Raw genomic sequence first — 23,615 nt, 5'->3', positions numbered from 1 at the left:
GCCGCAATCAATGCGGAGCCCGTGCGCTCCAGGATCGGGCGGAACAAGCGATGTGTTTTCACCGGATCAGGCCGTTTCAGCCCGTGCTGAAAGCGCAGCGAGCCCTGGAAACCTTGAGCCCGGAGGCATGCTTGTCGAGAATGAAGTAAGGAAGTAAGATTTCCTTTGAAACTTACGGAGGCCTCCCATGCTTGCCAAGCTCACTTCGAAGAATCAGATCACGCTGCCCAAGGCGGCCGTTTCCGGCGTGGATGCGGCGGAGTACTTCGACGTGACCGTCGAAGGCGGTCGGATCGTCCTGACGCCGGTGCGGGTCCAGAAGGCCCAGGCCGTGCGCGAGAAGCTGGAGCAACTCGGGATCACCGAGCAGGACGTCGAGGATGCCGTGGCCTGGGCACGGCAGTGATGCGCAGGGTCGTCCTCGACACCAACATCGTGCTGTCGGCGTTGATCTTCAGTGCCGGACGCCCGGCCTGGATGCGGCAAGCCTGGCAGCACCAGCAGTTGCAGCCGCTGGTCTGCCGGGAGACGGTCAGTGAACTCCTGCGCGTCCTGGCCTATCCCAAGTTCAAGTTGTCAAACTTGGAACAGCAGGAGTTGCTGGCGGACTTTCTGCCCTACGCCGATGTGGTGGAACTGCCGGCGCCATGGCCAGACCTGCCGGCCTGCCGCGACGAGCAGGGCCAGGTGTTCCTGGTGCTCGCGCATGTCGGCAAGGCGGATGCGTTGATCACGGGCGATGCAGACATTCTCGCCATGCGAGAGGACTTTCCCGGCTTGATCATGACCGCCGAAGCATTCGCGGCGCGGCAGGCATGAAGGAAGCCGGCGCCGCCCTGCCCAACGACCGTGGAACGACCATGAGGTAGCCAACCATGAAGCACACCGCACGCATGACCACCGCAGCGCGACTCGGCCGCTGGCTGGGCGGTGTATGGGGCGTTTGCCTGCGCGCGGAGCGTCAGGCGCTGCTGCTGGCTGCTGTCGTCGTTGTGACCAGAATGACGAGGTATGCACCGGAGGACGACAAAGCATAGTTAATCGAGGTCCCCTAACAGGGCTTTGCGGGAAGTGGATGGCGTGCGGGCAGCTCACGCCTGAAAAGGGTGGCGAGCTCATTGGAGCAGAAACACCGCATTTTCAAGGAGGGCTGCGCTTGGCCATACCCGATCTGCTCGATCTTGATCAGCGGCTGCGTCCCGGTCATGTTGCTCATGCAGCGCAAGATACTCGCCCGCAAGAAGCGCGAACACCCACCGACATCCTGCCTGCATCGTCCCGACTGGCAAACTCAAGGATTTGATCGAGTCCGCGGTGACTCGCCACGCAGGATAGAGAATTCCCGGAATAACGGGTTCGGCAGATGTACTGCCAGATGCCAGTGGATGCTCATGGGTTTTCTGCCCTCGGTGCACTCCAGTGTAACCGGGCCACATGCACGATAGGGCTTTCCTTTCGCTGCGCGAACGAAAAGCTGGAAGCTCCAGCCGTTGCCGGGACTTTCCAGATAGCGACGCCCTACCGGGGTATCTGGCCCCGCTGAATTCTGCGATCGCCAATGGAAGCGCCCGGGACTGATGGCGTAGTCACGGTATGCGAGGTGTTCGTGATACCCCTCGCGTTTATCGGGGGTTACCAACAGCAACTCGATTTTGCGCTCGTGGAGTTGACTTGATCCCCTTGCTGGCACGCGCTGCCCTGAAGTGGTTCAAGCCGGTCAAGGGCCGATTTCAGCGATCGCCGCGTCGCGGCGGCGCGTCCCGGACATCAGGGTTCCGGGCGTTGCCCCGTTTGTGCGGGCATCCCTGATCGTGCCGGCCAGTCGCCGCCCGCTCGGGGGCGTTCCGCTCCGTCCGCCAGCCTTGGCGTCCATCCTGCAAGCGGAATCGGCCAGGGCAGCGGTTAAAATAGCCCACAACCCTCATCGGCCCGTATCGGGCCCCGGCTTTTACCATCAGTCAGGTTATCAACATGCTTGAAGCGTATCGGAAACATGCGGCGGAACGGGCGGAGCAGGGGCTGGTGCCGCAGCCCCTGACCGCGGAATGGACCAGCGCGCTGGTCGAGCTGATCAAGAACCCACCCGCCGGCGAGGCGGCGTTTCTGCTCGAACTGCTGGCCGATCGCGTGCCGGCCGGCGTCGACGAGGCGGCCTATGTGAAGGCCGGTTTCCTGGCCGCCATCGCCCGGGGCGAGGCGCACTCGCCGATCCTTGCGCCCGAGCGTGCCGTGGAGCTTCTGGGTACCATGCTGGGCGGCTACAACGTGGCGCCGCTGATCGAGCTGCTCGACCATCCGCAGCTGGCGCCGGCCGCCGTCCGCGCCCTCTCGCACACGCTGCTGATCTTCGATGCCTTCCACGATGTCCAGGAGAAGGCCGGGCAGGGTAATGCCCAGGCCCGGGCGGTGCTGGAATCCTGGGCGGCGGCGGACTGGTTCACCAGCCGCCCGGCAGTCCCCGAGACGATCACCGTCACCGTGTTCAAGGTGCCGGGCGAGATCAACACCGACGACCTGTCCCCGGCCCAGGATGCCTGGTCGCGCCCCGACATCCCGCTGCATGCCCAGGCCATGCTCAAGGTACCGCGCGAAGGCGTGAGCCATGCGCCGCAGCAGATCGCCGAGCTCAAGCGGAAGGGCTTTCCGGTCGCCTTCGTCGGCGACGTGGTTGGGACCGGCTCCTCGCGCAAGTCGGCCACCAACTCGGTGCTCTGGTACATCGGCAACGACATTCCGCACGTGCCCAACAAGCGCGATGGCGGCGTCTGCATCGGCGGCAAGATCGCGCCGATCTTCTTCAACACCATGGAGGACTCGGGGGCGCTGCCGATCGAGTGCGATGTGTCCGGCCTGAATACCGGCGATGTGATCGACATTCTTCCCTACGCGGGCTGCATCGTTCGCCACGATTCCGGCGAGATCGTCACGACCTTCGCCCTGAAGAACGACATCCTCCTCGACGAGGTCCAGGCCGGCGGCCGCATTCCGCTGATCATCGGCCGGGGACTGACCGACCGTGCCCGGCAGGTGCTGGGCCTGGGCGTGTCCGGCGTCTTCCGCCGCCCGCAGGCGCGGGCGGACAGCGGCAAGGGCTACACCCTGGCGCAGAAGATGGTCGGCCAGGCCTGCGGCGTGGCGGGGGTCCGTCCCGGCACCTACTGCGAGCCGCACATGACCACCGTCGGCTCCCAGGACACCACCGGCCCCATGACCCGCGACGAGCTCAAGGATCTGGCCTGCCTGGGTTTTTCCGCCGACCTGGTCATGCAGTCGTTCTGCCACACGGCGGCCTATCCGAAGCCGGTGGACGTGAAGGTGCACCACAGCCTGCCGGACTTCATCATGAACCGCGGTGGTGTCTCGCTACGGCCGGGCGACGGCATCATCCATTCCTGGCTCAACCGCATGCTGTTGCCCGACACCGTCGGCACCGGCGGCGATTCGCATACCCGCTTCCCCATCGGCATCTCGTTTCCGGCTGGCTCAGGGCTGGTGGCCTTCGCTGCCGCCACCGGGGTGATGCCGCTGGACATGCCGGAATCGGTGCTGGTGCGCTTCACGGGCAGGATGCAGCCCGGCATCACGCTGCGTGACCTGGTGCATGCGATTCCCTACGTGGCGCTCCAGCGCGGGCTGCTGACAGTGGAAAAGAAGGGCAAGAAAAATGTGTTCAATGGTCGCATCCTGGAGATCGAGGGCCTGCCCGATCTCAAGATCGAGCAGGCCTTCGAGCTGGCCGACGCCTCGGCCGAGCGTTCCGCCGCTGCCTGCACCGTGCGGCTCAATCCCGAGCCGGTGACCGAGTACCTGCGCTCCAACATCGTCCTCCTAAAGTGGATGATCGCCGAGGGTTACGGCGATGCGCGCACGCTCGCGCGGCGCATCCGGGCCATGGAGGACTGGCTGGCCAATCCCCTGCTGATGGCGCCGGACGCCGATGCGGAGTATGCCGAGGTCATCGAGATCGATCTCGACCAGATCAGCGAGCCCTTGCTGTGCTGCCCCAACGATCCGGACGACGTCAAGCCACTGTCCGAGGTGGCCGGGGTCAAGATCGACGAGGTGTTCCTGGGGTCCTGTATGACCAACATTGGCCATTTCCGGGCGGCGGGGAAAATTCTCGACCAGTTCGGGAAACAGGTGCCGGGGCGGCTGTGGGTGGTGCCGCCGACGCGCATGGACCAGATGGAACTGACCGAGGAGGGCTATTACGGCATCTACGGCAAGGCCGGCGCCCGTACCGAGGTGCCGGGCTGCTCGCTGTGCATGGGCAACCAGGCGCGCACGGCGGACAACGCCACGGTGGTTTCCACGTCCACCCGCAACTTCCCCAATCGCATGGGCGCGGGCGCGAACGTGTACCTGGCCTCGGCGGAACTGGCTTCGGTCTGCTCGGTGCTGGGTCGCATTCCCACCCTTGTCGAGTACAGCGCCTATCTGGCCAACCTCGACAGGCAGGCGGACGCTACCTATCGCTACATGAACTTCGACCAGTTGCCGGCGTATGCCGCGACGGCGGAAAAGGCCGATCTGCCGGCCTGAGAGTGGCCACCCCGGCGGCATTTGCCACCGGGGTGGGACAGCGGTCGCCTGCGCCCGCCATCAGCGGTCGGCACAGAACCCGAAACCGACCTTGCCGTTGGCGGGCACCTGGCGATTCCAGTCGAGGCCCCGGGCGCTCAGGGTGCTGCCGGTTTGCGTCCAGATGGCATTCCAGAGGTTGGCGATGCGTCCCGCGATCGTCAGCCGGACCTGCCATTCGACGGGTTGGCCGCTGCCGTTCCTGACCTCCACATCGGCACAGTAGCCCCGCCCCCAGTCGGAGCGGATCAGCAGCCGGGTGTCGAGCGCGGTCCCGCCGGGATCGGTTTCGTCGCCATCATCGCTGTCCGAACAGCCTGGATCGTCCGGGTAATCGGTCTTGCCGTCGCCGTCGTTGTCGCGCCCGTCGCGACAGGCAGGCTTCGAGGGCGGGCGTTCGGCGCAGAAGCCGAAGCTGGCCGAGGTGCCCGGCGCCAGTTGCCGGTTCCAGTCCAGGCCGGCCACCGTTAACCGGTCGCCGTCCTGCTGCTGGTAGCGGGCATTCCAGAGCTGGCTGATGCGGCCCTGGAACGGGAAGCCGGCACGCCAGATCACGGTGTCGTGGCTGGTGTTGGTAACGCTGCCGTCAGCGCAGTAGCCGCTGCCCCAGTCCGAGCCGAGGCTGATGCGGGCCGGCAGTTCCAGCTCCGTCGGCGGGGGCGGCGGATTGTATTCGTCGGTATCGGTGGGCGATGCGCAACCGGGGTCGGCGGGGTGGTCGACGCGGCCGTCGCCATCGTTGTCGCGGCCGTCCTGGCAGGCCGCCGGCGGAGGCGGCGGATCGTTTTCGTCGCTGCCGCCAGGTGTGGTACAGCCGGGATCGGCCGGGTGGTCCACCAAGCCGTCGCCATCGTTGTCCTGCCCGTCGGCGCAGGCCTGACCCGGTGGTGGCGGGGCCGCACCCCAGAGCCGGCCGAGCAGGTCGAGCTTGTCCTGCCAGACCGTCTTCCAGTCGTCCTGGAGGATGCCGCCGGTATCGCCGCTGTTGGGGTTCCAGGCCCAGTAGAAGAGGTGCCGGATGTCGCGCTGGCCGAGATAGGCGATGAAGGCATCCTGCCAGGTCTTGTCCCCGGGATTGCCGCCATGGCCATAGCGGCCGCCGGCCTCGCCGATGGCGATGACATGGCCGGTGGCCCGGAAACGCCCGAAATGGGCATCCCAGATGGCGGGCAGGTTGCGCGGGAAGTCGGTGGCGTTGAAATAGGGCTGGTCGTACACGTCCGGTCCGTAGACATGCGGGGACAGGACCAGCCGGTTGGCCGGTATCGCCAGCGGGTGACAGGCCAGGGGTTCCAGGTTGCCACCCCACCAGTGGGGGACGGGGCCACTGCACGACGGGTTGTCCTGGATGCCTTCGACGAAGATCAGGATGTCCGGCGCGGCTTCCAGCACCGCCCGGGCCGCCCTTTCGGCGGCGGAATTCCAGTCCGTGGCGGGACGGCCCAGGCCCCAGCTGGCGGCGCCGTGAGGCTCGTTCTTCAGGTCAATGCCCAGGAAATGGGGCAGATTCCGGTAGCGCCGCGCCATGAAGACCAGATCGTCGATCCAGTCCTGCTCGCCATGGCCGGGGTCGTACCAGAGCTCGCTGATGCCGCCGTTGCAGTCAAGGCGGTGATGGTCGAGCAGTATGTGCAGCCCCTGGCGGTCGAATTCGCCCAGCACCCTGTCGAGCACCTCCAGCGAGGTCCGGCCGGCCAGGTCCGGGTTCAGCGTCGTGTTGACGCTGCTCACCCGGCTGCCGGCCAGGGTGCCGGGGCAGACCGGAATGCGCACGGCGTTGAAGCCGACGGCCTTGATCTGGGCGATCATGTCCTTCCAGTTGCGGGCCCACAGGCCGTGGACGATGTGGTCGGAGGTTTCAAAGCCGAACCAGTTGACGCCGCGCAGCGTGAGCGGCTGGCTGTTGCCGTCGCGCAGGGTGCCCTGCTCGACGGTGTAGGCTTCCGCCGTTCCGGCAGCCAGGATCAGGGCCAGCAGGGGCCAGGTGCCGCGATGGGTGTGCATGGGGACCTCCTTGCGGGGTTGGACAGGGTGTGCGTGCGATGCGGCGGACGGCTGTTGCCCCGCTGGGAGCAGGCCGCCGACCCGCCGCACGGTAGTGCGGAAACCTGTCCGGGTCCAATGACAAAATCATAAGATGGATCTTGCGGCGGCCTGGCGCCGATCATCCCCCTTTTCCGGCGAGACTCTCGTGAACCTGCGCGGCATCGATCTGAACCTCCTGACCGTTTTCGAGGCTGTCTATCAGGAGCGCAGCCAGGTCAGGGCATCCGAGCGCCTGGGCATGACCCAGCCCGCCGTCAGCAATGCCCTGGCCCGCCTGCGGCATCTGTTCGACGATCCGCTGTTTCGCGGGCGTACCCGGGGGCTGGTGCCGACGCCCCGGGCCGAGCGGCTCTACGAGGACCTGCACCGGGCGCTGGACGGCATTCGCGGGGTGCTGGTCGAAAGGCAGGCCTTCGACCCGGCCGGCTGTCACCGCCCCTTCGTGGTCGGCGTTTCGTCCAGTTCCGGGCTGCTCTATGGTCCGCTCCTGTACGAGCGCATGCAGGCCGAGGCGCCGCATGCCCGGCTCAAGGTGCGCAGCATCGACCCGGAGGCGGGGGTTCCCGCGCTGCTGCGCGAGCATCGGCTGGATCTGGCCCTGTGTCATGCCCGTTTCGAGGATCCGCAGCTGGAACAGCCGGTTTTTGCCGAGGACGAACTGGTCATCATGGTGCGGGCCGACCATCCGCGCATCCGTTCGATGCCGACCCTGGAGGCCTGCCTGAAGGAGCGCTTCGTCTGCTCCTTCAATCTGCTGCACCGGGCCCACGAGGCTGCGTTGAACAACTTTCTCGACGAGATTCGGGAGCACACGGTGCTTGAAATCCCGACCCCGCTGGCATTCATCCACGCCGTTGGCCGGACCGACCTGCTGGTGATCACGCATCGCCGGCTGGCCGAGCGGTTCCGGGAAATCCATGGCGTCCGCTATTACCGGCTGCCGATCGACGTGCCGCCGATCCGCTGCCATCTGGTCTGGCACCGGGAGATGACGGCAGACCCCGCACACCGCTGGCTGCGGGAGCAGCTCAGGGCCGTGCTGGACGATCTCGAGCGGAAGCTGTCGTCCTGGCCGGCGTGAGTCGCCGGCGCGGGAGGATTCAGGCCGCTGGCGCGTGGCGGGTCCTCAGCCATTCCTCCCAGGCGGCATGGGCAATGGCGAGGATCACGGGCCCCAGGAACAGGCCTAGGAAACCATAGCCGAGCAGGCCGCCGATGATGCCCAGCACGACCAGGGCGAACGGGATGCGGGTGGCCTGGCTGATGACCAGCGGCCGCACCAGGTTGTCGACCCAGCTGACGATCAGCGAACCCCAGGCCAGCAGGGCCAGGGCGCGCCAGGTCTCGCCCTGGAAGAACAGCCACAGGCAGCAGAGCACCCATACCACCACGGCGCCGAACGGGATCAGGGCCATGACGATGGTCAGCAGGGTCAGCAGGGCCGGGCTGGGCAGCCGGACGCCCCAGTAACCGAGGCCGGCGACGCTGCCCTGGACGATGGCCGTGAGGACGATGCCGTACAGCACGGCCCGCGAGGTCCGCTGGGCGATGTCGAGATAGTTGTCGGCCCGCGCGCCCAGACCCAGGCGCAGGCCGTGGCGGACCTCCGCGGTCAGGCTCTCGCCGTCACGGTAGAGGAAGAACATCAGGAACAGGCTGAGCGACCATTGGCCGGCCAGGAGTCCGGCATTGCCGAGCACGTCCAGCAAGCGCCGGCTCAGCCCGCGTACCTGCGGCAGCAGCTGTTGCCGGATCAGCTCGCCGACGTCGGCCCATTGCTCGACATGCTGGCTCAGTTCGTCGCCGACATAGGGGATGCGCGCCAGCTGTTCCTGCAGCACGCTGCGCTGCTCCAGCCACAGCGGCAGCTGGTGGATGACGCTGGTCATCTCGCGCTGGATGACGGTGGTCAGGCCGGCCAGGGGCAGCAGCACCGCGATGCCCAGCAGGCTGACCATGACCAGCGCCGACAGGGTGTTGCGGCGGCCGAGCAGGGCGAGAAGGTGCCGGTAGGCCGGCCAGGTCGCGTAGGCCAGGATGACCGCCCACAGCAGCGGTTCCAGCAGCGGCCCGAGTATCCGGTACACCAGCAGTGCGAGTCCGGCCAGGAACAGCAGCAGCGGCAGGCGCCGGGTCAGGGTGCTCATGCGCGTGCCGGAGTCTGGTAGCGTCCCTGCCGGTTCGGTACGGCGATGCGCTCGCGGCGTTCGCCATCCAGCCGCAACGCGGTGAGTTCCCCGCCCCAGAGGCAGCCGGTATCCAGGCAGCAGACGCCATCGCGGACGTGATAGCCCAACGTGGACCAGTGCCCGAAGACGATCCGGGCACCGGCGCTGCGCCGGTCCGGTACCGCGAACCAGGGCACCAGTCCCGCCGGCTGGGTGCCGGGTCGGCCTTTCTGGCGGAAGTCCACGCGCCCATCCAGGGTACAGTAGCGCAGCCGGGTCAGGCAGTTGGTGATGAAGCGGAGGCGCTCCCAGTCGCCGAGCCCCTCGTCCCAGCGGTCCGGCTCGTCGCCGTACATGTGCCAGAGGAATTCGCCGGGGCTGTCACCCTGGAGGACCGCTTCGGCTTCCCGCGCCAGGGCCGCCGCCTGTGTCACGCTCCATTGGGGAGGCAGGCCGGCGTGAATCAGGTAGAATCCCTCGCCGTGATGCAGCAGGGGCCGCCGCCGCAGCCAGTCCAGCAGTTCGTCCCGGTCCGGCGCGCCGAGGACATCGGCGAAGGTGTCGCGGTGCTTGGTGCGCGTGACGCCCGCCGCGACCGCCAGCAGGTGCAGGTCGTGGTTGCCCAGCACGCATACGGTCGCCTCGCCCAGCGAGCGCAGGGTGCGCAGGGTCTCCAGCGACTTCGGGCCGCGGTTGACGAGATCGCCGACCAGCCAGGCCTGATCCCGGGACGGATCGAAATCCAGCCGCTCCAGGAGCGCGACGAGTTCGTCGTGGCAGCCCTGGACATCGCCGATGGCGTAGATGGCCATGCGCGGTCAGTGCAGGATGCGGGGGATGGCCAGCGTGAACGGGGGGATCGGCGCCTCGAACAGGTCGCCGCCGTCGGTGCGCATCAGGTATTCCCCGCCCATGCTGCCGACCGGGGTCGCGATCTGGGTGGCGCTGGTGTAGCGGAAGGCTCCGCCCGGCGCGATGCGCGGCGTTTCGCCGATCACCCCGGCGCCGCGCACCTCCTGCGTCTTGCCGTCGGCATCGGTGATCACCCAGTGCCGGGACAGCAGCCGCGCCGCCTCCGTTCCCCGGTTGCGAATGGTGATGGTGTAGGCGAAGACGTAACGACTGGCCGAGGGGTCGGATTCGGATTCCAGGTACTGGATCTGGCTTTCGATCTGGATCGTGGGCTGGATGTGCATGCGGATCGGAACGGCACAACGAATTTTTCAGGGACGCGCATTTAACCACAAGCTTCCACCGGCGTAGACCGGTGGAATATCGCCTGGCCGGACAGCGGGCCGGCCGGCCAGTTCAATCAAACCGATCGCGGAGTCACTATCGATGCACGTCCACATCCTGGGGATTTGCGGCACATTCATGGGCGGGCTGGCCATCCTGGCCCGCCAGCTGGGCCACGAGGTCACGGGGTCCGACCAGAATGTCTATCCGCCCATGAGCACGCAACTGGAGGAGCAGGGCATCGCGCTGATGTCCGGCTATGCCGCCAGCAACCTGGATCGTCGCCCCGACCTGGTGGTGGTGGGCAACGCCATCTCCCGCGGCAATCCGGAGATAGAGGCAGTGATGAATGCCGGCCTGCCCTACGTCTCGGGGCCGGAATGGCTCTACGACCAGGTGCTGCGCTCGTCCTGGGTGCTGGCGGTGGCGGGTACCCACGGCAAGACCACCACCAGCAGCATGCTGGCCTGGATACTCGAGCAGGGGGGGCTGGAGCCCGGCTTCCTGATCGGCGGCGTTCCGCTCAATTTCGGCATCTCCGCCCGCCGGGGCGGGGGGCGGTACTTCGTGGTGGAGGCCGACGAGTACGACACGGCCTTCTTCGACAAGCGCTCCAAGTTCGTCCACTACCGGCCCCGTACCGCCATCCTCAACAACCTGGAATTCGATCACGCCGACATTTTTCCGGATCTGGCCGCCATCCAGCGGCAGTTCCATCACCTGGTCAGGACCGTCCCCGGTCATGGGCTGATCATCGCTCCGAACTGGGAACCGGCGCTGGACGAGGTGCTGCAGCTGGGCAGCTGGACACCGGTCGAGCACACCACCCGGGAGCATTCCGGCCAGCCGGCCACCTGGGCCTACCATCTCCTCGCCGCCGACGGTAGCCGCTTCCAGGTCATCCACGACGGCCAGCCGGCCGGCATCGTCGACTGGGGCCTGAGTGGCCTGCACAATGTCCACAACGGTCTCGCGGCCATCGCCGCGGCCCACCACGTCGGCCTGTTTCCCGAGCGCAGCGCGGAAGCCCTGTGCAAGTTCAGGAACGTCAGGCGGCGGCTGGAGGTCAGGGCCGAGATCGACGGCATCACGCTTTATGACGACTTCGCCCATCACCCGACCGCCATTGCCAGTACCTTGGAGGGCCTGCGGGCACGGGTGGGTCGGGCGCGCATCATCGCCGTCCTCGAGCCGCGCTCCAATACCATGCGCATGGGCGTGCACGCGGATGCCCTGGGCGGTTCGCTGGCGAGCGCCGATCTGGCCTGTCTCTATCAGGCTCCCGACCTCGGCTGGGATGTGGCCCGGGCATTGTCCGGTCATCCGCATGCCAGCGTCTGCGATTCGCTCGAGGCGATCGTCGACTGGTTGCTGGCGACAGCCACCGCCGGCGATCACATTCTGTTCATGAGCAACGGCAGTTTCGGCGGCATCCATCAGAGGGCCGCCGAACGCCTGCGCGCGCGCACGCGCACGGTCGCCTGAGCGCGGTTGCTGGGGGACGCCGTGCAGCCAGCCGTATCCGTCATCATCGTCAATTTCAACGGCGGACCGCTGCTGGCCGAATGCGTGCGCTCGGTGCTGGCCTCCACGGTGCCGGTCGAGGTTCTGGTGGCGGACAATGCCTCGACCGACACCAGCCTGATCGAGCTGCGCCTGGCCGGCGGCGGCGACGCGCGCCTCACGATTCTGGAAAGTCCCGCCAATCTCGGCTTTGCCCGGGCCAACAACCGCGCCCTGGCCCGCTCGCGGCATGGCTACGTCCTGTTCCTGAACCCCGACTGTCTTGTGGCGCCCGACACCCTGGCCAGCATGCTGGCGGTGTTCGCGCAGGATCCGGCGATCGGCATGGCCGGCTGTCTGATCCGCAACCCGGATGGCAGTGAGCAGCCCGGCTGCCGGCGCAGCATCCCGACGCCCTGGCGCACCTTCGTCCAGGTCACCGGGCTCGACCGGTTCCAGACACGGGATTCACGTTTCCGCAGCTATCTGCTCACCAATCAGCCCCTGCCCGCCGGACCCGCGCCGGTGGAGGCCATTTCCGGCGCCTTCATGATGGTACGGCGGGCGGCCATCGAGACGGTCGGGCCCATGGACGAGGGGTACTTCATGCACTTCGAGGATCTCGACTGGTGCCTGCGCTTCCAGCGGCAGGGCTGGCAGATCGTCTTCGTGCCGCAGGTCGAGATCCTGCACGTCGGCGGTGTCTGCTCCTCCACCCGGCCCATGCGCGTCGAGTATCACAAGCATCTCGGCATGGCGCGGTTCTACCGGAAGTTTTTCCAGGACAGCCATTATCTGCTGATGAGCGTGGTGCTGGCGCCCGCCATCCTTACCCGGTTTGCCTGGCGCCTGGCGGTGCATGGGCTGGGCTGGCTGGGCGTGAAGCCGCGACGGCATCCGCAGGTGCTGGCCAGCCAGGTGGCGCGGCAGTGCGCGCCCTATCCGGTGGCCCTATCTCCGGGCGACCGCCGGCGGGTGATGGTGACCGGCGCGACCAGCCTGATCGGCGACTATCTGCTCCCGCTGCTGGCCAATGCCGGCTTCGAGGTACATGCCCTGAGCCGCAATCCGCCGGACTATGGCCGTAAGGCGGGCATCCACTGGCATCATCTGGATATCGCCCGCGCCCGTCCGGAGCGGGGGCCCGGCTTCGATGTCCTGATTCACCTGGCGCCCCTGGCGACCCTGCCGCCGCTGATGGAGGCCTTGGGCGACAGTTGTCCGCGCCGCATCATCGGCTTCGGCTCGACCAGCGTCTTCACCAAGGTCGACTCCGCCCTGGAGAAGGAACGGCAGCTGTCCGCGGGGTTGCAGGCGGCGGAAGAGCGGATCGCCGATTTTTCCGCGGCGCACGGGATCGCCTGGACCGTGTTCCGCCCGACCCTCGTCTACCATCTGGGGCGCGACAAGAACGTCACCACCATCGCGGAATTTCTGCGCCGGTTCGGTTTCTTCCCCCTGGTCAATGGATCGTCCGGCCTGCGGCAGCCGGTGCATGCGGAGGATCTCGCTAGGGCCACGCTGGCGGCCATCGACAACCCGCGCAGCTTCGGCAAGGCCTACAACCTCAGCGGCGGGGAAATCCTGACCTACCGGGACATGGTGGTGCGGACGGCGACAGCCATCGGCGTGCGCTGCCGGCTGGTCGACATCCCCCTGTCACTGCTCAAGACAGCCATTCAGCTGGTGGCGCTGGTGCCGCGCTTCGGTCATCTGAACCCGGAGATGGCCACCCGCATCAACCATGACATGTGTTTCGACAATCAGGATGCCCAGCAGGATCTGGGCTTCAGCCCGCGGCGGTTCCTGGGCGCGGAGCCGGGGGACGGATAGCGTCCCCCCGGTTCGGCGAGGGGGATCAGGCGGACTTGCGCAGTTCCTTGGGCAGCGAGAAGACCACCTTCTCCTCGATGCCGCGGGATTCGACGGCGGTCCTGGCACCCCATTCCTTGAGCCGGTTGATGACCTCGGTAACCAGTACCTCGGGGGCCGAGGCACCGGCGGTGATGCCCACGCAACGGGCATTCTCGACCCAGGACTTCTCGACATGCCGGGCGTCGTCGATCAGGTACGACGCGCAGCCGAGCTTCTCGGCGATCTCGCGCAGGCGGTTGGAGTTGGAACTGTTGGGCGAGCCGACCACCAGGATCACATCGCACTGGTCGGCCAGTTTCTTGACCGCGTCCTGGCGATTCTGCGTGGCATAGCAGATATCGTCCTTCTTCGGTCCGCAGATGTTCGGGAACCGGGCCTTGAGGGCATCGACGACGGCCTGGGTATCGTCGATGGACAGGGTGGTCTGGGTGACCCAGGCCAGGTTGTCCGGGTTCTTGACGGTCAGCGTTGCGACATCCTCGGGCGACTCGACCAGGTAGATGCCGCCGGCCGGGTTGTCGTACTGGCCCATGGTGCCCTCCACCTCCGGATGGCCGGCATGGCCGATGAAGACGATCTCGCGGCCCTGGCTGGCGTGATGATGGACCTCGATGTGCACCTTGGTGACCAGCGGGCAGGTGGCGTCGAAGACCTGCAGGCCGCGCTGTCTGGCTTCCTCCTGGATGGCCTTGGACACGCCGTGGGCGCTGAAGATCACGGTGGAATTTTCCGGCACCTCGGACAGCTCCTCCACGAACACCGCGCCGCGATCGCGCAGCCCGTCCACCACATAGCGGTTATGGACCACCTCGTGCCGCACGTAGATGGGGGCGCCGAAAACCTCGATGGCACGGTCGACGATCTCGATCGCGCGATCGACGCCGGCGCAGAATCCGCGAGGGTTGGAGAGCAGTATGTCCATGGGCGTGATTTCTCTGAGTGAATTACTGGGAAATTCTGTCATGCGCCGACCCGGGAATCAATGCGGCTTCCGGCGCCTGCCGCCCCGGTTGCCAGAGCACTTCCTGCCCGCCGTGCTGGCGCGCCAGTACCCGGCAGACGACGAACAGCAGATCCGACAGGCGGTTGAGGAAGGCGAGCGTGGCCGGACCCGGATCCTCGCCGGCCGCCATGGCCACGGCCGTGCGCTCGGCCCGCCGGCAGACCGTCCGCGCGAGGTGGCATTGCGCCGCCGCCGGATTGCCGCCGGGCAGCACGAATTCCCGCAGCGGGGGCAACTGGGCGTTGCAATGGTCCAGCCATTGTTCCAGCCACTGGACATGCCGGTCTTCGACCGTGCGGCGGCCGGGGATGCTGAGATCGCCGCCCAGATCGAACAGCAGCTGCTGGATTTCACCGAGACACGCGGCCAGCGGTCCCGGCAGGGGCTGGGTCAGCAGAACGCCGAGGTGGCAGTTCAGTTCGTCGAGTTCGCCCAGCAGGTGGATGCGCAGCGCGTCCTTGCGGAGCCGCGAACCGTCGGCGAGGCCGGTGGTGCCGGCGTCGCCGGTGCGTGTGTAGATGCGGGTGAGCCGGTTGCCCATGTTCACACCAGCGGCTGTTCGCAGACCACGATGCCGTCCTCGTCCACGTAGACGTGGTAGTCGCTGCGGAAGTTGATGCCGGCGAAGCTGATCAGCTTGTCGCGGTCGCCGTTGCCCCGCTTGTGGCTCTTCAGCGGGTGGCTGTGCAGGGCGCGGATGCCGATGGGCAGCTGGCTGAGTTCGACCGAGTCGCGGACGCAGCCGTAGACAATGATGCCCACCCAGCCATTGTCGCAGGCCAGCCGCGAAAGGTTGCCGCCGAGTAGGGCGCAGCGGTGCGAGCCACCGCCGTCGATGACCAGGACCCGCCCGGTGACCTTCTCCTCCAGCGTCGCCCGGATCAGCACGTTGTCCTCGAAGACCTTCAGGGTGGTGACCTGTCCGCAGAAGGCGCTGTGGCCGCCGAAGCTCTTGAAGATGGGCTCGCCGATCTGCAGGTGATGCCGGTCGCCGAACCGGTCGCAAAGATCCGCTGTCTTGAATGTCATGGGCATGTCTCGGTTGGGTTCGTCGGGATTTCCCCGGGAAGCGCCTGCGACAGCCGGGAGCGTCGATGGTTCAGGCTCAGAGGTAGCGGGCCAGCAGGCCGCGTTCGCCATTTTGCCCGATCGGCAGGGGGATGCGTACTTCCCAGCCGCTGCCCGGTGCCTCGGCGAGGCTGGCGCCATGCCTGTCGGCCATGCGTTCAAGCACGATGTCGCGGTTTCCCTCGGGCAGGATCAGCTCGAGCCGGTCGCCGACGGCGAACTTGTTCTTGACCTCGACACAGGCCTCGCCGCTGGCGGGATCGAAGCCGGTGATCTCGCCGACGAACTGCTGCCGATGGCTGGTGGAATGGCCCTGCAGGTAGTTCTGGTACTCCTCGGTGCGGTGACGCTGGTAGAAGCCGTCGGTGTAGCCGCGCTGGGCGAGGTTCTCGAGCTTGCCCAGCAGGGACGGATCGAACGGCCGTCCCGCCACCGCGTCGTCGATGGCCTGCCGGTAGAGCTGGGCGGTGCGGGCGACGTAATAGAAGGACTTGGTGCGCCCCTCGATCTTCAGGCTGTCGACACCGATCGCCACCAGCCTGTGCACATGCTCGATGGCGCGGAGATCCTTCGAGTTCATGATGTAGGTGCCATGCTCGTCCTCCATCACCGGCATCAGCTCGCCCGGGCGGTTCTCTTCCTCGAGGAAGTACACGGCATCGGCCAGGGGGTGGCGGGTCTGGTCGCCGCAATCCGCCAGCGTGCCGTTCAGGTCGTCGAGCGACAGCCGCAGCTGGCCGGGCAGGTAGTCGCCCTCGGCGGTCTCGGTGGCGGGCTGCAGGTCGTATTTCCAGCGGCAGGCATTGGTGCAGGTGCCCTGGTTGGGATCGCGGCGATTGAAATAGCCGGACAGCAGGCAGCGGCCGGAATAGGCGATGCAGAGCGCGCCATGGACGAAGACTTCCAGCTCCATGTCCGGGCATTCCTGGCGGATCTCGGCGATTTCCTCCAGCGACAGTTCGCGCGAGAGGATGATGCGGCGGATGCCGATCTGCTGCCAGAAGCGCACGGCAGCATGGTTGACGGTGTTGGCCTGCACCGAGAGATGGATGGGCATGTCCGGCCAGGCCTCCCGCGCCAGCAGGATCAGACCGGGATCGGCCATGATCAGGGCATCCGGGCCCATCGCGACGATGGGCGCGAGATCGCGGATGAAGGTACGGACCTTGCGGTTGTGGGGCAGCACGTTGGTGGCCAGGAAGAAGGCCTTGCCCAGGCGGTGCGCCTCGGCGATGCCCAGCGCCAGGTTCTGCTCCAGGAAGTCGTTATTACGCACGCGCAGGCTGTAGCGCGGCAGCCCGGCGTAGACGGCATCGGCCCCGTAGGCGAAGGCGTAGCGCATGTTTTTCAGGGTTCCGGCGGGCGAGAGCAGCTCCGGCGTGTTCATGGGCCTGGTTGTCCGGTGATAGAATCGCCGCGATTCTACCGTTAAGTTGACTGTTACGCTCAGGTATAGCCGTCCCCGATGCAGACCGCCCCGGCCTTCCAGACCCTCAAGCAATGCGTCGGCAATACGCCCCTGGTTTGCCTGCAGCGGTTGCCCGGTGCGACCTCCAACCTGATCCTGGCCAAGCTGGAGGGCGACAATCCGGCGGGTTCGGTCAAGGATCGCGCGGCGCTGAGCATGATCGAGCATGCCGAGCGGCGGGGTGATATCCGCCCGGGCGACCGCCTGATCGAGGCCACCAGCGGCAACACCGGCATTGCCCTGGCGATGGCGGCGGCGCTGATGGGGTATCGCATGACCCTGGTCATGCCGGAAAACATGAGTGTCGAGCGGCGCGCCTCGATGAAGGCCTATGGTGCCGAGCTCATCCTGACGCCGGCCGAGGGCAGCATGGAGGCCGCCATCGATGTGGCGCGCGCCATGGAGGCCCGGGGCGAAGGCCGCATCCTCGACCAGTTCTCGAATCCGGACAATCCGCGCGCCCATTACGAGGGTACCGGTCCCGAAATCTGGCGCGACACTCAGGGGCGCGTGACGCATTTCGTCAGCGCCATGGGTACCACCGGCACCATCATGGGCACGTCGGCCTACCTCAGGGAGCGGAACCCCGCCGTACAGATCGTCGGGGTGCAGCCGGCCGGGGCGTCGCGCATCCCCGGCATCCGCCGCTGGCCGCCCGAGTACCTGCCGAAAATCTGCGACTTCAGCCGCATCGACCGCATCATCGACCTGGATCAGGCTGTGGCCGAGGACATGACCCGCCGGCTGGCGGTGGAAGAGGGCATCTTTGCCGGCATTTCCTCCGGTGGCGCCGTTGCGGCGGCGCTGCAGCTCTCTGCCGAGGTGCGCGAGGCCGTCATCGTGGTCATCGTCTGCGACCGCGGCGACCGTTACCTTTCCACCGGCGTCTTTCCGGCCTGACCCGCGACGATGGCCCATCCCCGCAGGAAACGCAGCTTGCCGAGCGAGCCGGTCCGGGTCGCCATCGAGTCCCTGACCCACGACGGCCGCGGCATCGCCCGCGTGGACGGCAAGCCGGTCTTCGTCGACGGCGCGCTGCCGGGCGAGGAGGTCAGTTTCGTCTACACCGACAGCCGCCGCGATTATGCCGAGGGCCGGCTGGAAAGCCTGCACGTGGCGGCGCCCGGCCGGGTACCGCCGCGCTGTCCCAGTTTCGGCATCTGCGGCGGATGCAGCTTTCAGCATGTCGCCGACGGCGAGCAGATCCGCCACAAGCAGGCACTGCTGGTCGAGCAGTTCCAGCGCATCGCCAGGCTGGCGTCGGTACCGCTGCTGCCGCCCCTGACCGGGCCCAGCTGGGGCTATCGCCACAAGGCGCGACTCGGGGTCAAGCATGTGGCCAAGAAGGGCAAGGTGCTGGTCGGATTCCGCGAGCGGGCCAGCGCCTTCATTACCGATCTCGACACCTGCCCGGTGCTGCATCCCGCCATCGGCGAGCACCTGCCGGAGCTCGCCGCCATGATCGGCGAGCTGGGCATTCGCGACCGCGTGCCGCAGATCGAGGTGGCGGTGGGCGACGGCCGGGCGGCCTTGGTGTTCCGTATCCTCGAGGACCTGAGCGAGGCCGACCGGGCGTGCCTGGTGGCGTTCGGCGAGCGTTCCGGGTTCGACATCTATACCCAGCGGCAGGGGCCGGACTCGGTGGCACCGCTGCATCCCGCCGCGCCGGCGCCGCTGACCTATGCGCTGCCGGAACAGGGCGTCACCTTCCGCTTCCAGCCGACCGACTTCACCCAGGTCAACCTCGAGATCAACCGCAGGATGGTCAGCCGGGTCATGGAGCTGCTGGCGCCGGAGCCGCACGAGCGCGTCCTCGATCTCTTCTGTGGGATCGGCAATTTCACCCTGCCGCTGGCGACCCACGCGGGGCATGTGGTCGGCGTCGAGGGCGGGGCCGAGGCGGTCGCCCGGGCACGGGAGAACGCAGCCGCCAACGGCATCGGCAATGTCGAGTTTCACGTCGCCGATCTGACCCAGCCGTTCGCTGGCCAGCCCTGGGCCGCGGGCCGCTATGACAGGATTCTGCTGGACCCCTCGCGCGCGGGGGCGGAGGCCGTGCTCGCGGGCGTACCGGAGTGGGACGCGCGCCGCATCGTCTACGTCTCCTGCAATCCCGCCACGCTGGCCCGCGACGCGGGTCTCCTGGTGCATCGCTACGGTTACCGGCTGGTCCACGCCGGCGTCATGGACATGTTCCCGCAGACCGCCCATGTGGAGTCGATCGCCGTGTTCGAACGATGACCAGGGTGGCTGCCGGAGAATCCTACCTGCGCGTCAGTCTGTCCCGGCAGACGCTCGAATGGATGACGGATGCGAGATCGCTGCGGTGCTGGCCGGTCTCCACGGCGCGCAACGGCCCGGGCGAGCGGCGCGGCAGCGAGTGCACGCCGCGGGGCTGGCACCGTGTCCGGGCACGCATCGGCGAGGGTCAGCCACTGAACACCGTCTTCCGCGGCCGCCGGCCGACCGGCGAGCTTTACGGTGAGGCGCTGGCAGCCCGCCATCCCAGCCGCGACTGGATCCTGACGCGTATCCTGTGGCTGGGCGGGCTGGAGCCCGGCTTCAACCGCTATGGCGACGTCGATACCACCTGGCGCTATGTCTACATCCATGGCAGTCCGGATCACGGTGTGGCCGGCATCCCGGCCTCGCATGGCTGCGTGCGCCTGCGCAGTCCGGATATGCTGGACCTGTTCGAGCGGGTGCCGGTGGGCATGAAGGTGCTCATCGAGGTCTGATGCGCACCGCCGGATGGGGCCGCGCAGGCCCGGGCGCCGGCCGCCGGTCCGGGCAACCCCTGTATCTCCCCACAACTCTGATGCTGGAATTCCGATCGTGACCCCCGTGCTCGAATTCGATACCCCGATGACGCGAGCGGAGCTGCGCGCGAGTCTCTCGCTGGCAGCGATCTACATGCTGCGCATGCTGGGGATGTTCCTGATACTGCCCGTCTTCGCCGTGCTGGCGCGGGATCTGCCCGATGCCACGCCATTCCGGGTGGGGCTGGCCATCAGTGCCTATGGCCTGACCCAGGCGCTGTTCCAGATTCCCTTCGGACTCTGGTCCGACCGCTATGGGCGCAAGCCGGTGATCGCCGCCGGACTGGTGCTGTTCGTGCTGGGCAGCGTGGTCGCGGCCCTGTCCGATTCGATTCTCGGCATCATCGCCGGCCGTTCCCTGCAGGGCGCGGGTGCCGTGGCGGCCGTGGTCATGGCCCTGGCGGCCGATCTGACGCGCGAGGAGCACCGGACCAAGGCCATGGCCCTGATCGGCATCAGCATCGGCATGTCCTTCGCCGTGTCCATGGTGGCGGGACCGGTGCTGTCCCGCTGGATGGGGCTGCAGGGGTTGTTCTGGCTGATCTCCGCCCTGGCCACGCTGAGCCTGGTGGTCCTGTTTGCGGTGGTGCCGAATCCGCCTGCCAGCCGCTCGCACCGCGACACCCAGCTGCGTTCGGCCTCGCTGGCGCGGGTGCTGCGGGACGCGGAACTGCTGCGACTGGATTTCGGCATTTTCTGCCTGCACCTGATCCTGACCGCCACCTTCGTCGTGGTGCCGCTGATCATCAAGGACCGGCTGCACCTGCCGACCGAGAACCACTGGCATCTTTATCTGCCGGTGTTCCTGATCGCGATCCTGGGCATGGTGCCGTTCGTGATCCTGGCCGAGAAGAAGCGCAGGATGAAGCCGGTCTTCCTGGCTTTCGTCGCGCTGGTGGGCCTGGCGAACCTGGGTTTCATCGGACTGGGCGAGAGTTTCTGGGGCATGTTTGTCCTGCTGACGGCCTTCTTCACCGGTTTCAACCTGCTGGAGGCAACCCTGCCGTCGATGATTTCCAAGATCGCGCCGCCGGATCTCAAGGGCACCGCCATGGGGGTCTACTCCACCGCGCAATTCCTCGGCGCCTTCGTCGGCGGCGCCGGGGCCGGCTGGATATATGGCCATGCCGGCGCAACGGCGGTCTTCGTGTACGCAGCCGTGGTGGCCTTTGCCTGGCTGGCGGTGGCGGCCTTTATGCAGGCGCCGCGTCATCTGAGCAGCCTGCTGGTCAACGTCGAGGGCATCGGCGCGGCGCAGTCCGAGGCCCTGGGCCAGCGGCTCCTGGCGGTGCCGGGCGTGGCGGAAGCCGTGGTGGTGGCGGAGGATGGCGTCGCCTACCTCAAGGTGGACCGACAGCTGCTGGATCGGGAGCGCCTGAAGCTGGCCTTCGCGAGCCTCGGCGGTTGATGGCGGGCAAGCCGCCGGCCGAGACGGGACGTTCACAGAGGGCGGCTGTCCGGGACGAGGCGGCCGCGACAGCGCCGAGGCCGCATCTGGGCTGCGGCACGCTGGTCGTGCTGTTCCTGCTGGTGGCCACCGCCGGCAAGTTTCTGCCGCACCGGGCGCCGGGCGGCGGCGATCCTGCCCCGGCCGCCGCGGCGAAAGGGCAGGGTGAAGCCGGCCAGCGCGCCGGCAAACCGGTGGCGACCGCCAAGCCCCCGGCCAGCGCCAGGGAGCGTTCCGCGCCGCCCGCCCCCAGACCGGGCGAGTCGGCCGGCAAGACCGTACCGGCGGAATCCGGCGCCCGTGTGTCGGAGGTGCTCGGCAGTGTATGGGCGGCGTTCGAGAGGTTCGTGACGCCGGTTGCGTCCAAGGACTCCGCGGCGGCGACGACCGCATCCGCATCCGGCAAGTCCGTGCCCCGGACCGAGTCGCCGCCCGCGGGGACGTCGACTGCACCGCCCCGGACCGGCAGGCCCGCCGCTGCTGCTGCGGGCAACGCCGGCAATGCGAGCGCAGGCCGGGCTGCCCAGGCGTCCGTGGCGGGGCCGGCCCCCCCGCTGCCGCCAGGCGGCAAGCCGGTCGTCTTCAACAGTCCCTGGAACCAGTCGGTGGAGCAGGTCGAGCGCTACCTGAAGCGCCGCACGCATGACCCGGATTCGATCGAATTCATCGAGTGGGGCAAGGTGCAGGCAGCGTCGGGTGGCTATCAGGTGCGCTGCACCTTTCGCTCGAAGAATGTCCTGGGCAAGGTCGCCACCCAGAGCCGCCTGTTCGTGCTCGATGCCCGCGGCGAGGTCGTCGATGTCAGGGACTGAGGGCTCCGGTGGCCTGTGACGGGGTGGCGCCCTCCAGCAGCTCCGTGAGCTTGCCGGCATGGTCGAGCCGGGCCAGGTCGTCGAATCCCCCGACATGAGTATCGCCGATGAAGATTTGCGGCACCGTCCGGCGACGGGTGCGGGCGAGCATTTCCTCGCGCAGGGCCGGATCGAGGTCCACCCGGCGTTTCTCGATCCGGGTCACGCCCCGGGATTGCAGCAGCCGCTCGGCCATCGCGCAGTAGGGGCAGAGGGCCGTGGTGTACATCAGGACGTTGTTCATCGTGAGCGTCTCGTCAGGGAATGGGTGAGGTAAGCGGTTCGCGGCGTCCGTGGGGCGCTTGAGAATCCGCCTTAGGTTCGTAGAATGCCCGCTTGCCTGTCAATGCGCCTGGAGACCCTGCATGAAGAGCCAGATACAGAAATTCTTCGAGTATTTCCTGATTGGCGTGCTTGGGCTGTTGCCCATCGTCATCATCGTCCAGATCGTCCTCTACATCGAGGGTTTGCTGCGGGATACCGTGCTCGGGATCTATGGCCGCTACGAGAACATCCTGATTCCGGTGCTGCTGTTCGTCGGTGCGGTTGCTGTGGTGGTCTACGTCGGCTATCTGCTCAAGCAGGACAAGGCCTATGTGCTGTATTTCCTGGAAAAGGTCATCAACCGCATTCCCCTGCTCGGCTCGATCTACCGGGTTTCGCAGAAGTTGCTGAAGCTCTTCCATGACGGTGACGAAAACAAGATCACCGACGTTGTCTTCATCGAATACCCGCGCCCCGATCTCTGGGTGCCGGCGTACATCACCAACCGGGTGGACAATATGCTGGTCGTGTATGTGCCGACCTCGCCCAACCCCACCTCGGGTTTCACCATCCTGGTGGACGAATCGAAGGTGATCCGCTCGCAGCTCAGCATCGAGGAGGTCTCCTCGTTCATCATCAGCCTGGGCGCCGACCTGCCCAGGGCCGAGGATGTCCTCGGTACGCTGAAGCCGGCGATGTCCGGCAGGCGACAGAACTAGGCGCGTACGGCCGTCCCGATTCCCCGGGTCTCACGGCAAAGACCCGTCGCCCTATATAATGACGCCGCGATTTTCCAGACCACCTTCCTCAAGACCCATACCCATGAAGAAACTGCTCCTGATCGCCTGCAGCGCCGTGGCCATGTTCGGCTGTGCCAAGAAAGAGAAAACCGGTCTGCGCGAGGTGCTGATAGAGCGCTTCAAGGATGACCAGGATCTCAAGGATTACAAGCTGAGCCCCGAGACGGTGGCGGATTGCATGGTGGACGAGATCGCCAGCAGCCTTCCCGGTTTCGCCGGCGACCCGCGGCGTGCCCAGTTTTTCGATGCCTACGCGCGTTTCCTGAGCGTCAAGTCGTCGGCGGATGCCGAGCAGGCCATCAAGCAGTTCGAGCAGCTGTTCGGTTCCACGCAGAGGGCGCGGCAGGCGGCCACCAGCATCGTCGATCACGAGATGACCTGCATGGGCAAGGCCATCGAGAATGCCGAGAGCGATGGCCACCGCACGGCGCCGGCAGCCGGGGCTCCGGAACCGGCCGCCCCGGCAAAATCCGAATAGCGCCGGAT

24 protein-coding genes are annotated in these 23,615 nt (G+C 67.0%); 14 read left to right on the top strand and 10 right to left on the bottom strand.

Features of this window, described 5'->3' with window-relative positions:
* Positions 1–187: 187 nt before the first annotated feature.
* The 3 genes from ACH5N8_RS10945 to ACH5N8_RS10935 are packed head-to-tail and all read left to right on the top strand — an operon-like array spanning position 188 to position 1,037.
* A complete protein-coding gene (locus tag ACH5N8_RS10945) occupies positions 188–406 on the top strand; it encodes an AbrB/MazE/SpoVT family DNA-binding domain-containing protein (protein WP_021205410.1) in 219 nt (72 codons plus the stop codon).
* On the top strand, positions 406–819 hold the full coding sequence (locus tag ACH5N8_RS10940) for a putative toxin-antitoxin system toxin component, PIN family (RefSeq protein WP_483281334.1): 414 nt from the start codon (positions 406–408) through the stop codon (positions 817–819). The genes ACH5N8_RS10945 and ACH5N8_RS10940 overlap by 1 nt, the downstream gene beginning before the upstream one ends.
* A 56-nt stretch (positions 820–875) precedes the next feature.
* On the top strand, positions 876–1,037 hold the full coding sequence (locus tag ACH5N8_RS10935) for a DUF3742 family protein (RefSeq protein WP_483281333.1): 162 nt from the start codon (positions 876–878) through the stop codon (positions 1,035–1,037).
* A 254-nt stretch (positions 1,038–1,291) separates the two neighbouring features.
* Here the strand turns inward: ACH5N8_RS10935 and ACH5N8_RS10930 are convergent, their stop codons facing one another.
* Positions 1,292–1,690 (bottom strand): DUF3427 domain-containing protein, encoded by a 399-nt coding sequence (locus ACH5N8_RS10930; RefSeq protein ID WP_483281332.1) that lies wholly within the window; start codon positions 1,688–1,690, stop codon positions 1,292–1,294.
* 281 nt (positions 1,691–1,971) lie between these two features.
* Here ACH5N8_RS10930 and acnB point away from each other — a divergent pair, with 281 nt between their 5' ends.
* The gene (gene acnB / locus ACH5N8_RS10925; RefSeq protein ID WP_483281331.1) at positions 1,972–4,542 is read left to right on the top strand and encodes a bifunctional aconitate hydratase 2/2-methylisocitrate dehydratase; all 2,571 of its coding nucleotides are present in this window, start codon (positions 1,972–1,974) and stop codon (positions 4,540–4,542) included.
* Between the two features lie 60 nt (positions 4,543–4,602).
* Here the strand turns inward: acnB and ACH5N8_RS10920 are convergent, their stop codons facing one another.
* On the bottom strand, positions 4,603–6,585 hold the full coding sequence (locus ACH5N8_RS10920) for a cellulase family glycosylhydrolase (protein ID WP_483281330.1): 1,983 nt from the start codon (positions 6,583–6,585) through the stop codon (positions 4,603–4,605).
* Between the two features lie 187 nt (positions 6,586–6,772).
* Here ACH5N8_RS10920 and ACH5N8_RS10915 point away from each other — a divergent pair, with 187 nt between their 5' ends.
* On the top strand, positions 6,773–7,708 hold the full coding sequence (locus ACH5N8_RS10915; protein ID WP_483281329.1) for a LysR substrate-binding domain-containing protein: 936 nt from the start codon (positions 6,773–6,775) through the stop codon (positions 7,706–7,708).
* Between the two features lie 19 nt (positions 7,709–7,727).
* On the opposite strand, the gene ACH5N8_RS10910 is transcribed toward ACH5N8_RS10915, so the two are convergent.
* From ACH5N8_RS10910 to apaG, 3 genes are read right to left on the bottom strand one after another with little or no spacing between them, the layout of a single operon-like run.
* Positions 7,728–8,774, bottom strand: coding sequence for an AI-2E family transporter (locus ACH5N8_RS10910; protein WP_483281328.1), 1,047 nt, complete (start codon positions 8,772–8,774; stop codon positions 7,728–7,730).
* Positions 8,771–9,607, bottom strand: a complete 837-nt coding sequence (locus ACH5N8_RS10905; protein WP_483281327.1) for a symmetrical bis(5'-nucleosyl)-tetraphosphatase — start codon at positions 9,605–9,607, stop codon at positions 8,771–8,773. The genes ACH5N8_RS10910 and ACH5N8_RS10905 overlap by 4 nt, the downstream gene beginning before the upstream one ends.
* A gap of 6 nt (positions 9,608–9,613) precedes the next feature.
* Positions 9,614–9,991, bottom strand: coding sequence for a Co2+/Mg2+ efflux protein ApaG (apaG, locus tag ACH5N8_RS10900; protein ID WP_483281326.1), 378 nt, complete (start codon positions 9,989–9,991; stop codon positions 9,614–9,616).
* Positions 9,992–10,133: 142 nt separating this feature from the next.
* On the opposite strand from apaG, the gene mpl reads away from it, so the two are divergent.
* Complete coding sequence (gene mpl, locus ACH5N8_RS10895) at positions 10,134–11,516, top strand: UDP-N-acetylmuramate:L-alanyl-gamma-D-glutamyl-meso-diaminopimelate ligase (RefSeq protein WP_483281325.1); 1,383 nt, start codon at positions 10,134–10,136, stop codon at positions 11,514–11,516.
* Positions 11,517–11,522: 6 nt separating this feature from the next.
* A complete protein-coding gene (locus ACH5N8_RS10890; RefSeq protein ID WP_483281324.1) occupies positions 11,523–13,367 on the top strand; it encodes a glycosyltransferase in 1,845 nt (614 codons plus the stop codon).
* Between the two features lie 25 nt (positions 13,368–13,392).
* Here ACH5N8_RS10890 and ispH read toward each other — a convergent pair whose 3' ends face one another.
* The 4 genes from ispH to trhP form a co-directional block, all read right to left on the bottom strand.
* The gene (gene ispH / locus ACH5N8_RS10885; RefSeq protein ID WP_483281323.1) at positions 13,393–14,331 is read right to left on the bottom strand and encodes a 4-hydroxy-3-methylbut-2-enyl diphosphate reductase; all 939 of its coding nucleotides are present in this window, start codon (positions 14,329–14,331) and stop codon (positions 13,393–13,395) included.
* A gap of 22 nt (positions 14,332–14,353) precedes the next feature.
* Positions 14,354–14,953, bottom strand: coding sequence for a cob(I)yrinic acid a,c-diamide adenosyltransferase (locus ACH5N8_RS10880; RefSeq protein WP_483281322.1), 600 nt, complete (start codon positions 14,951–14,953; stop codon positions 14,354–14,356).
* 2 nt (positions 14,954–14,955) lie between these two features.
* Positions 14,956–15,441, bottom strand: coding sequence for a ribonuclease E activity regulator RraA (gene rraA, locus ACH5N8_RS10875; protein ID WP_460027471.1), 486 nt, complete (start codon positions 15,439–15,441; stop codon positions 14,956–14,958).
* A gap of 76 nt (positions 15,442–15,517) precedes the next feature.
* Positions 15,518–16,867 (bottom strand): prephenate-dependent tRNA uridine(34) hydroxylase TrhP, encoded by a 1,350-nt coding sequence (gene trhP, locus ACH5N8_RS10870; protein ID WP_460027472.1) that lies wholly within the window; start codon positions 16,865–16,867, stop codon positions 15,518–15,520.
* A 78-nt stretch (positions 16,868–16,945) separates the two neighbouring features.
* Between trhP and cysM the strand changes: the two genes are divergently transcribed.
* From cysM to ACH5N8_RS10845, 5 genes are all read left to right on the top strand, one after another.
* Entirely contained in the window at positions 16,946–17,848 is a 903-nt protein-coding gene (gene cysM / locus ACH5N8_RS10865; RefSeq protein WP_460027473.1) for a cysteine synthase CysM, read from the top strand.
* A 36-nt stretch (positions 17,849–17,884) separates the two neighbouring features.
* The gene (gene rlmD, locus ACH5N8_RS10860; RefSeq protein ID WP_483281321.1) at positions 17,885–19,189 is read left to right on the top strand and encodes a 23S rRNA (uracil(1939)-C(5))-methyltransferase RlmD; all 1,305 of its coding nucleotides are present in this window, start codon (positions 17,885–17,887) and stop codon (positions 19,187–19,189) included.
* A complete protein-coding gene (locus ACH5N8_RS10855) occupies positions 19,186–19,686 on the top strand; it encodes a L,D-transpeptidase family protein (RefSeq protein ID WP_483281320.1) in 501 nt (166 codons plus the stop codon). The genes rlmD and ACH5N8_RS10855 overlap by 4 nt, the downstream gene beginning before the upstream one ends.
* A gap of 97 nt (positions 19,687–19,783) precedes the next feature.
* A complete protein-coding gene (locus tag ACH5N8_RS10850) occupies positions 19,784–21,175 on the top strand; it encodes an MFS transporter (RefSeq protein WP_483281319.1) in 1,392 nt (463 codons plus the stop codon).
* Positions 21,175–22,026, top strand: coding sequence for a hypothetical protein (locus ACH5N8_RS10845; protein ID WP_483281318.1), 852 nt, complete (start codon positions 21,175–21,177; stop codon positions 22,024–22,026). Before ACH5N8_RS10850 ends, ACH5N8_RS10845 begins: the two co-directional genes overlap by 1 nt.
* Here the strand turns inward: ACH5N8_RS10845 and grxC are convergent.
* On the bottom strand, positions 22,016–22,309 hold the full coding sequence (gene grxC, locus ACH5N8_RS10840) for a glutaredoxin 3 (protein WP_483281317.1): 294 nt from the start codon (positions 22,307–22,309) through the stop codon (positions 22,016–22,018). The two genes, ACH5N8_RS10845 and grxC, sit on opposite strands and share 11 nt — an antisense overlap.
* Positions 22,310–22,430: 121 nt before the next feature.
* Between grxC and ACH5N8_RS10835 the strand changes: the two genes are divergently transcribed.
* On the top strand, positions 22,431–23,048 hold the full coding sequence (locus ACH5N8_RS10835) for a DUF502 domain-containing protein (RefSeq protein ID WP_460027479.1): 618 nt from the start codon (positions 22,431–22,433) through the stop codon (positions 23,046–23,048).
* 103 nt (positions 23,049–23,151) lie between these two features.
* Positions 23,152–23,607, top strand: a complete 456-nt coding sequence (locus ACH5N8_RS10830) for a hypothetical protein (protein ID WP_483281316.1) — start codon at positions 23,152–23,154, stop codon at positions 23,605–23,607.
* Positions 23,608–23,615: the final 8 nt, after the last annotated feature.

The organism is Methyloparacoccus sp. NF-16, assembly GCF_056880625.1.
This window is presented reverse-complemented; position numbering and strand designations above follow the sequence as displayed.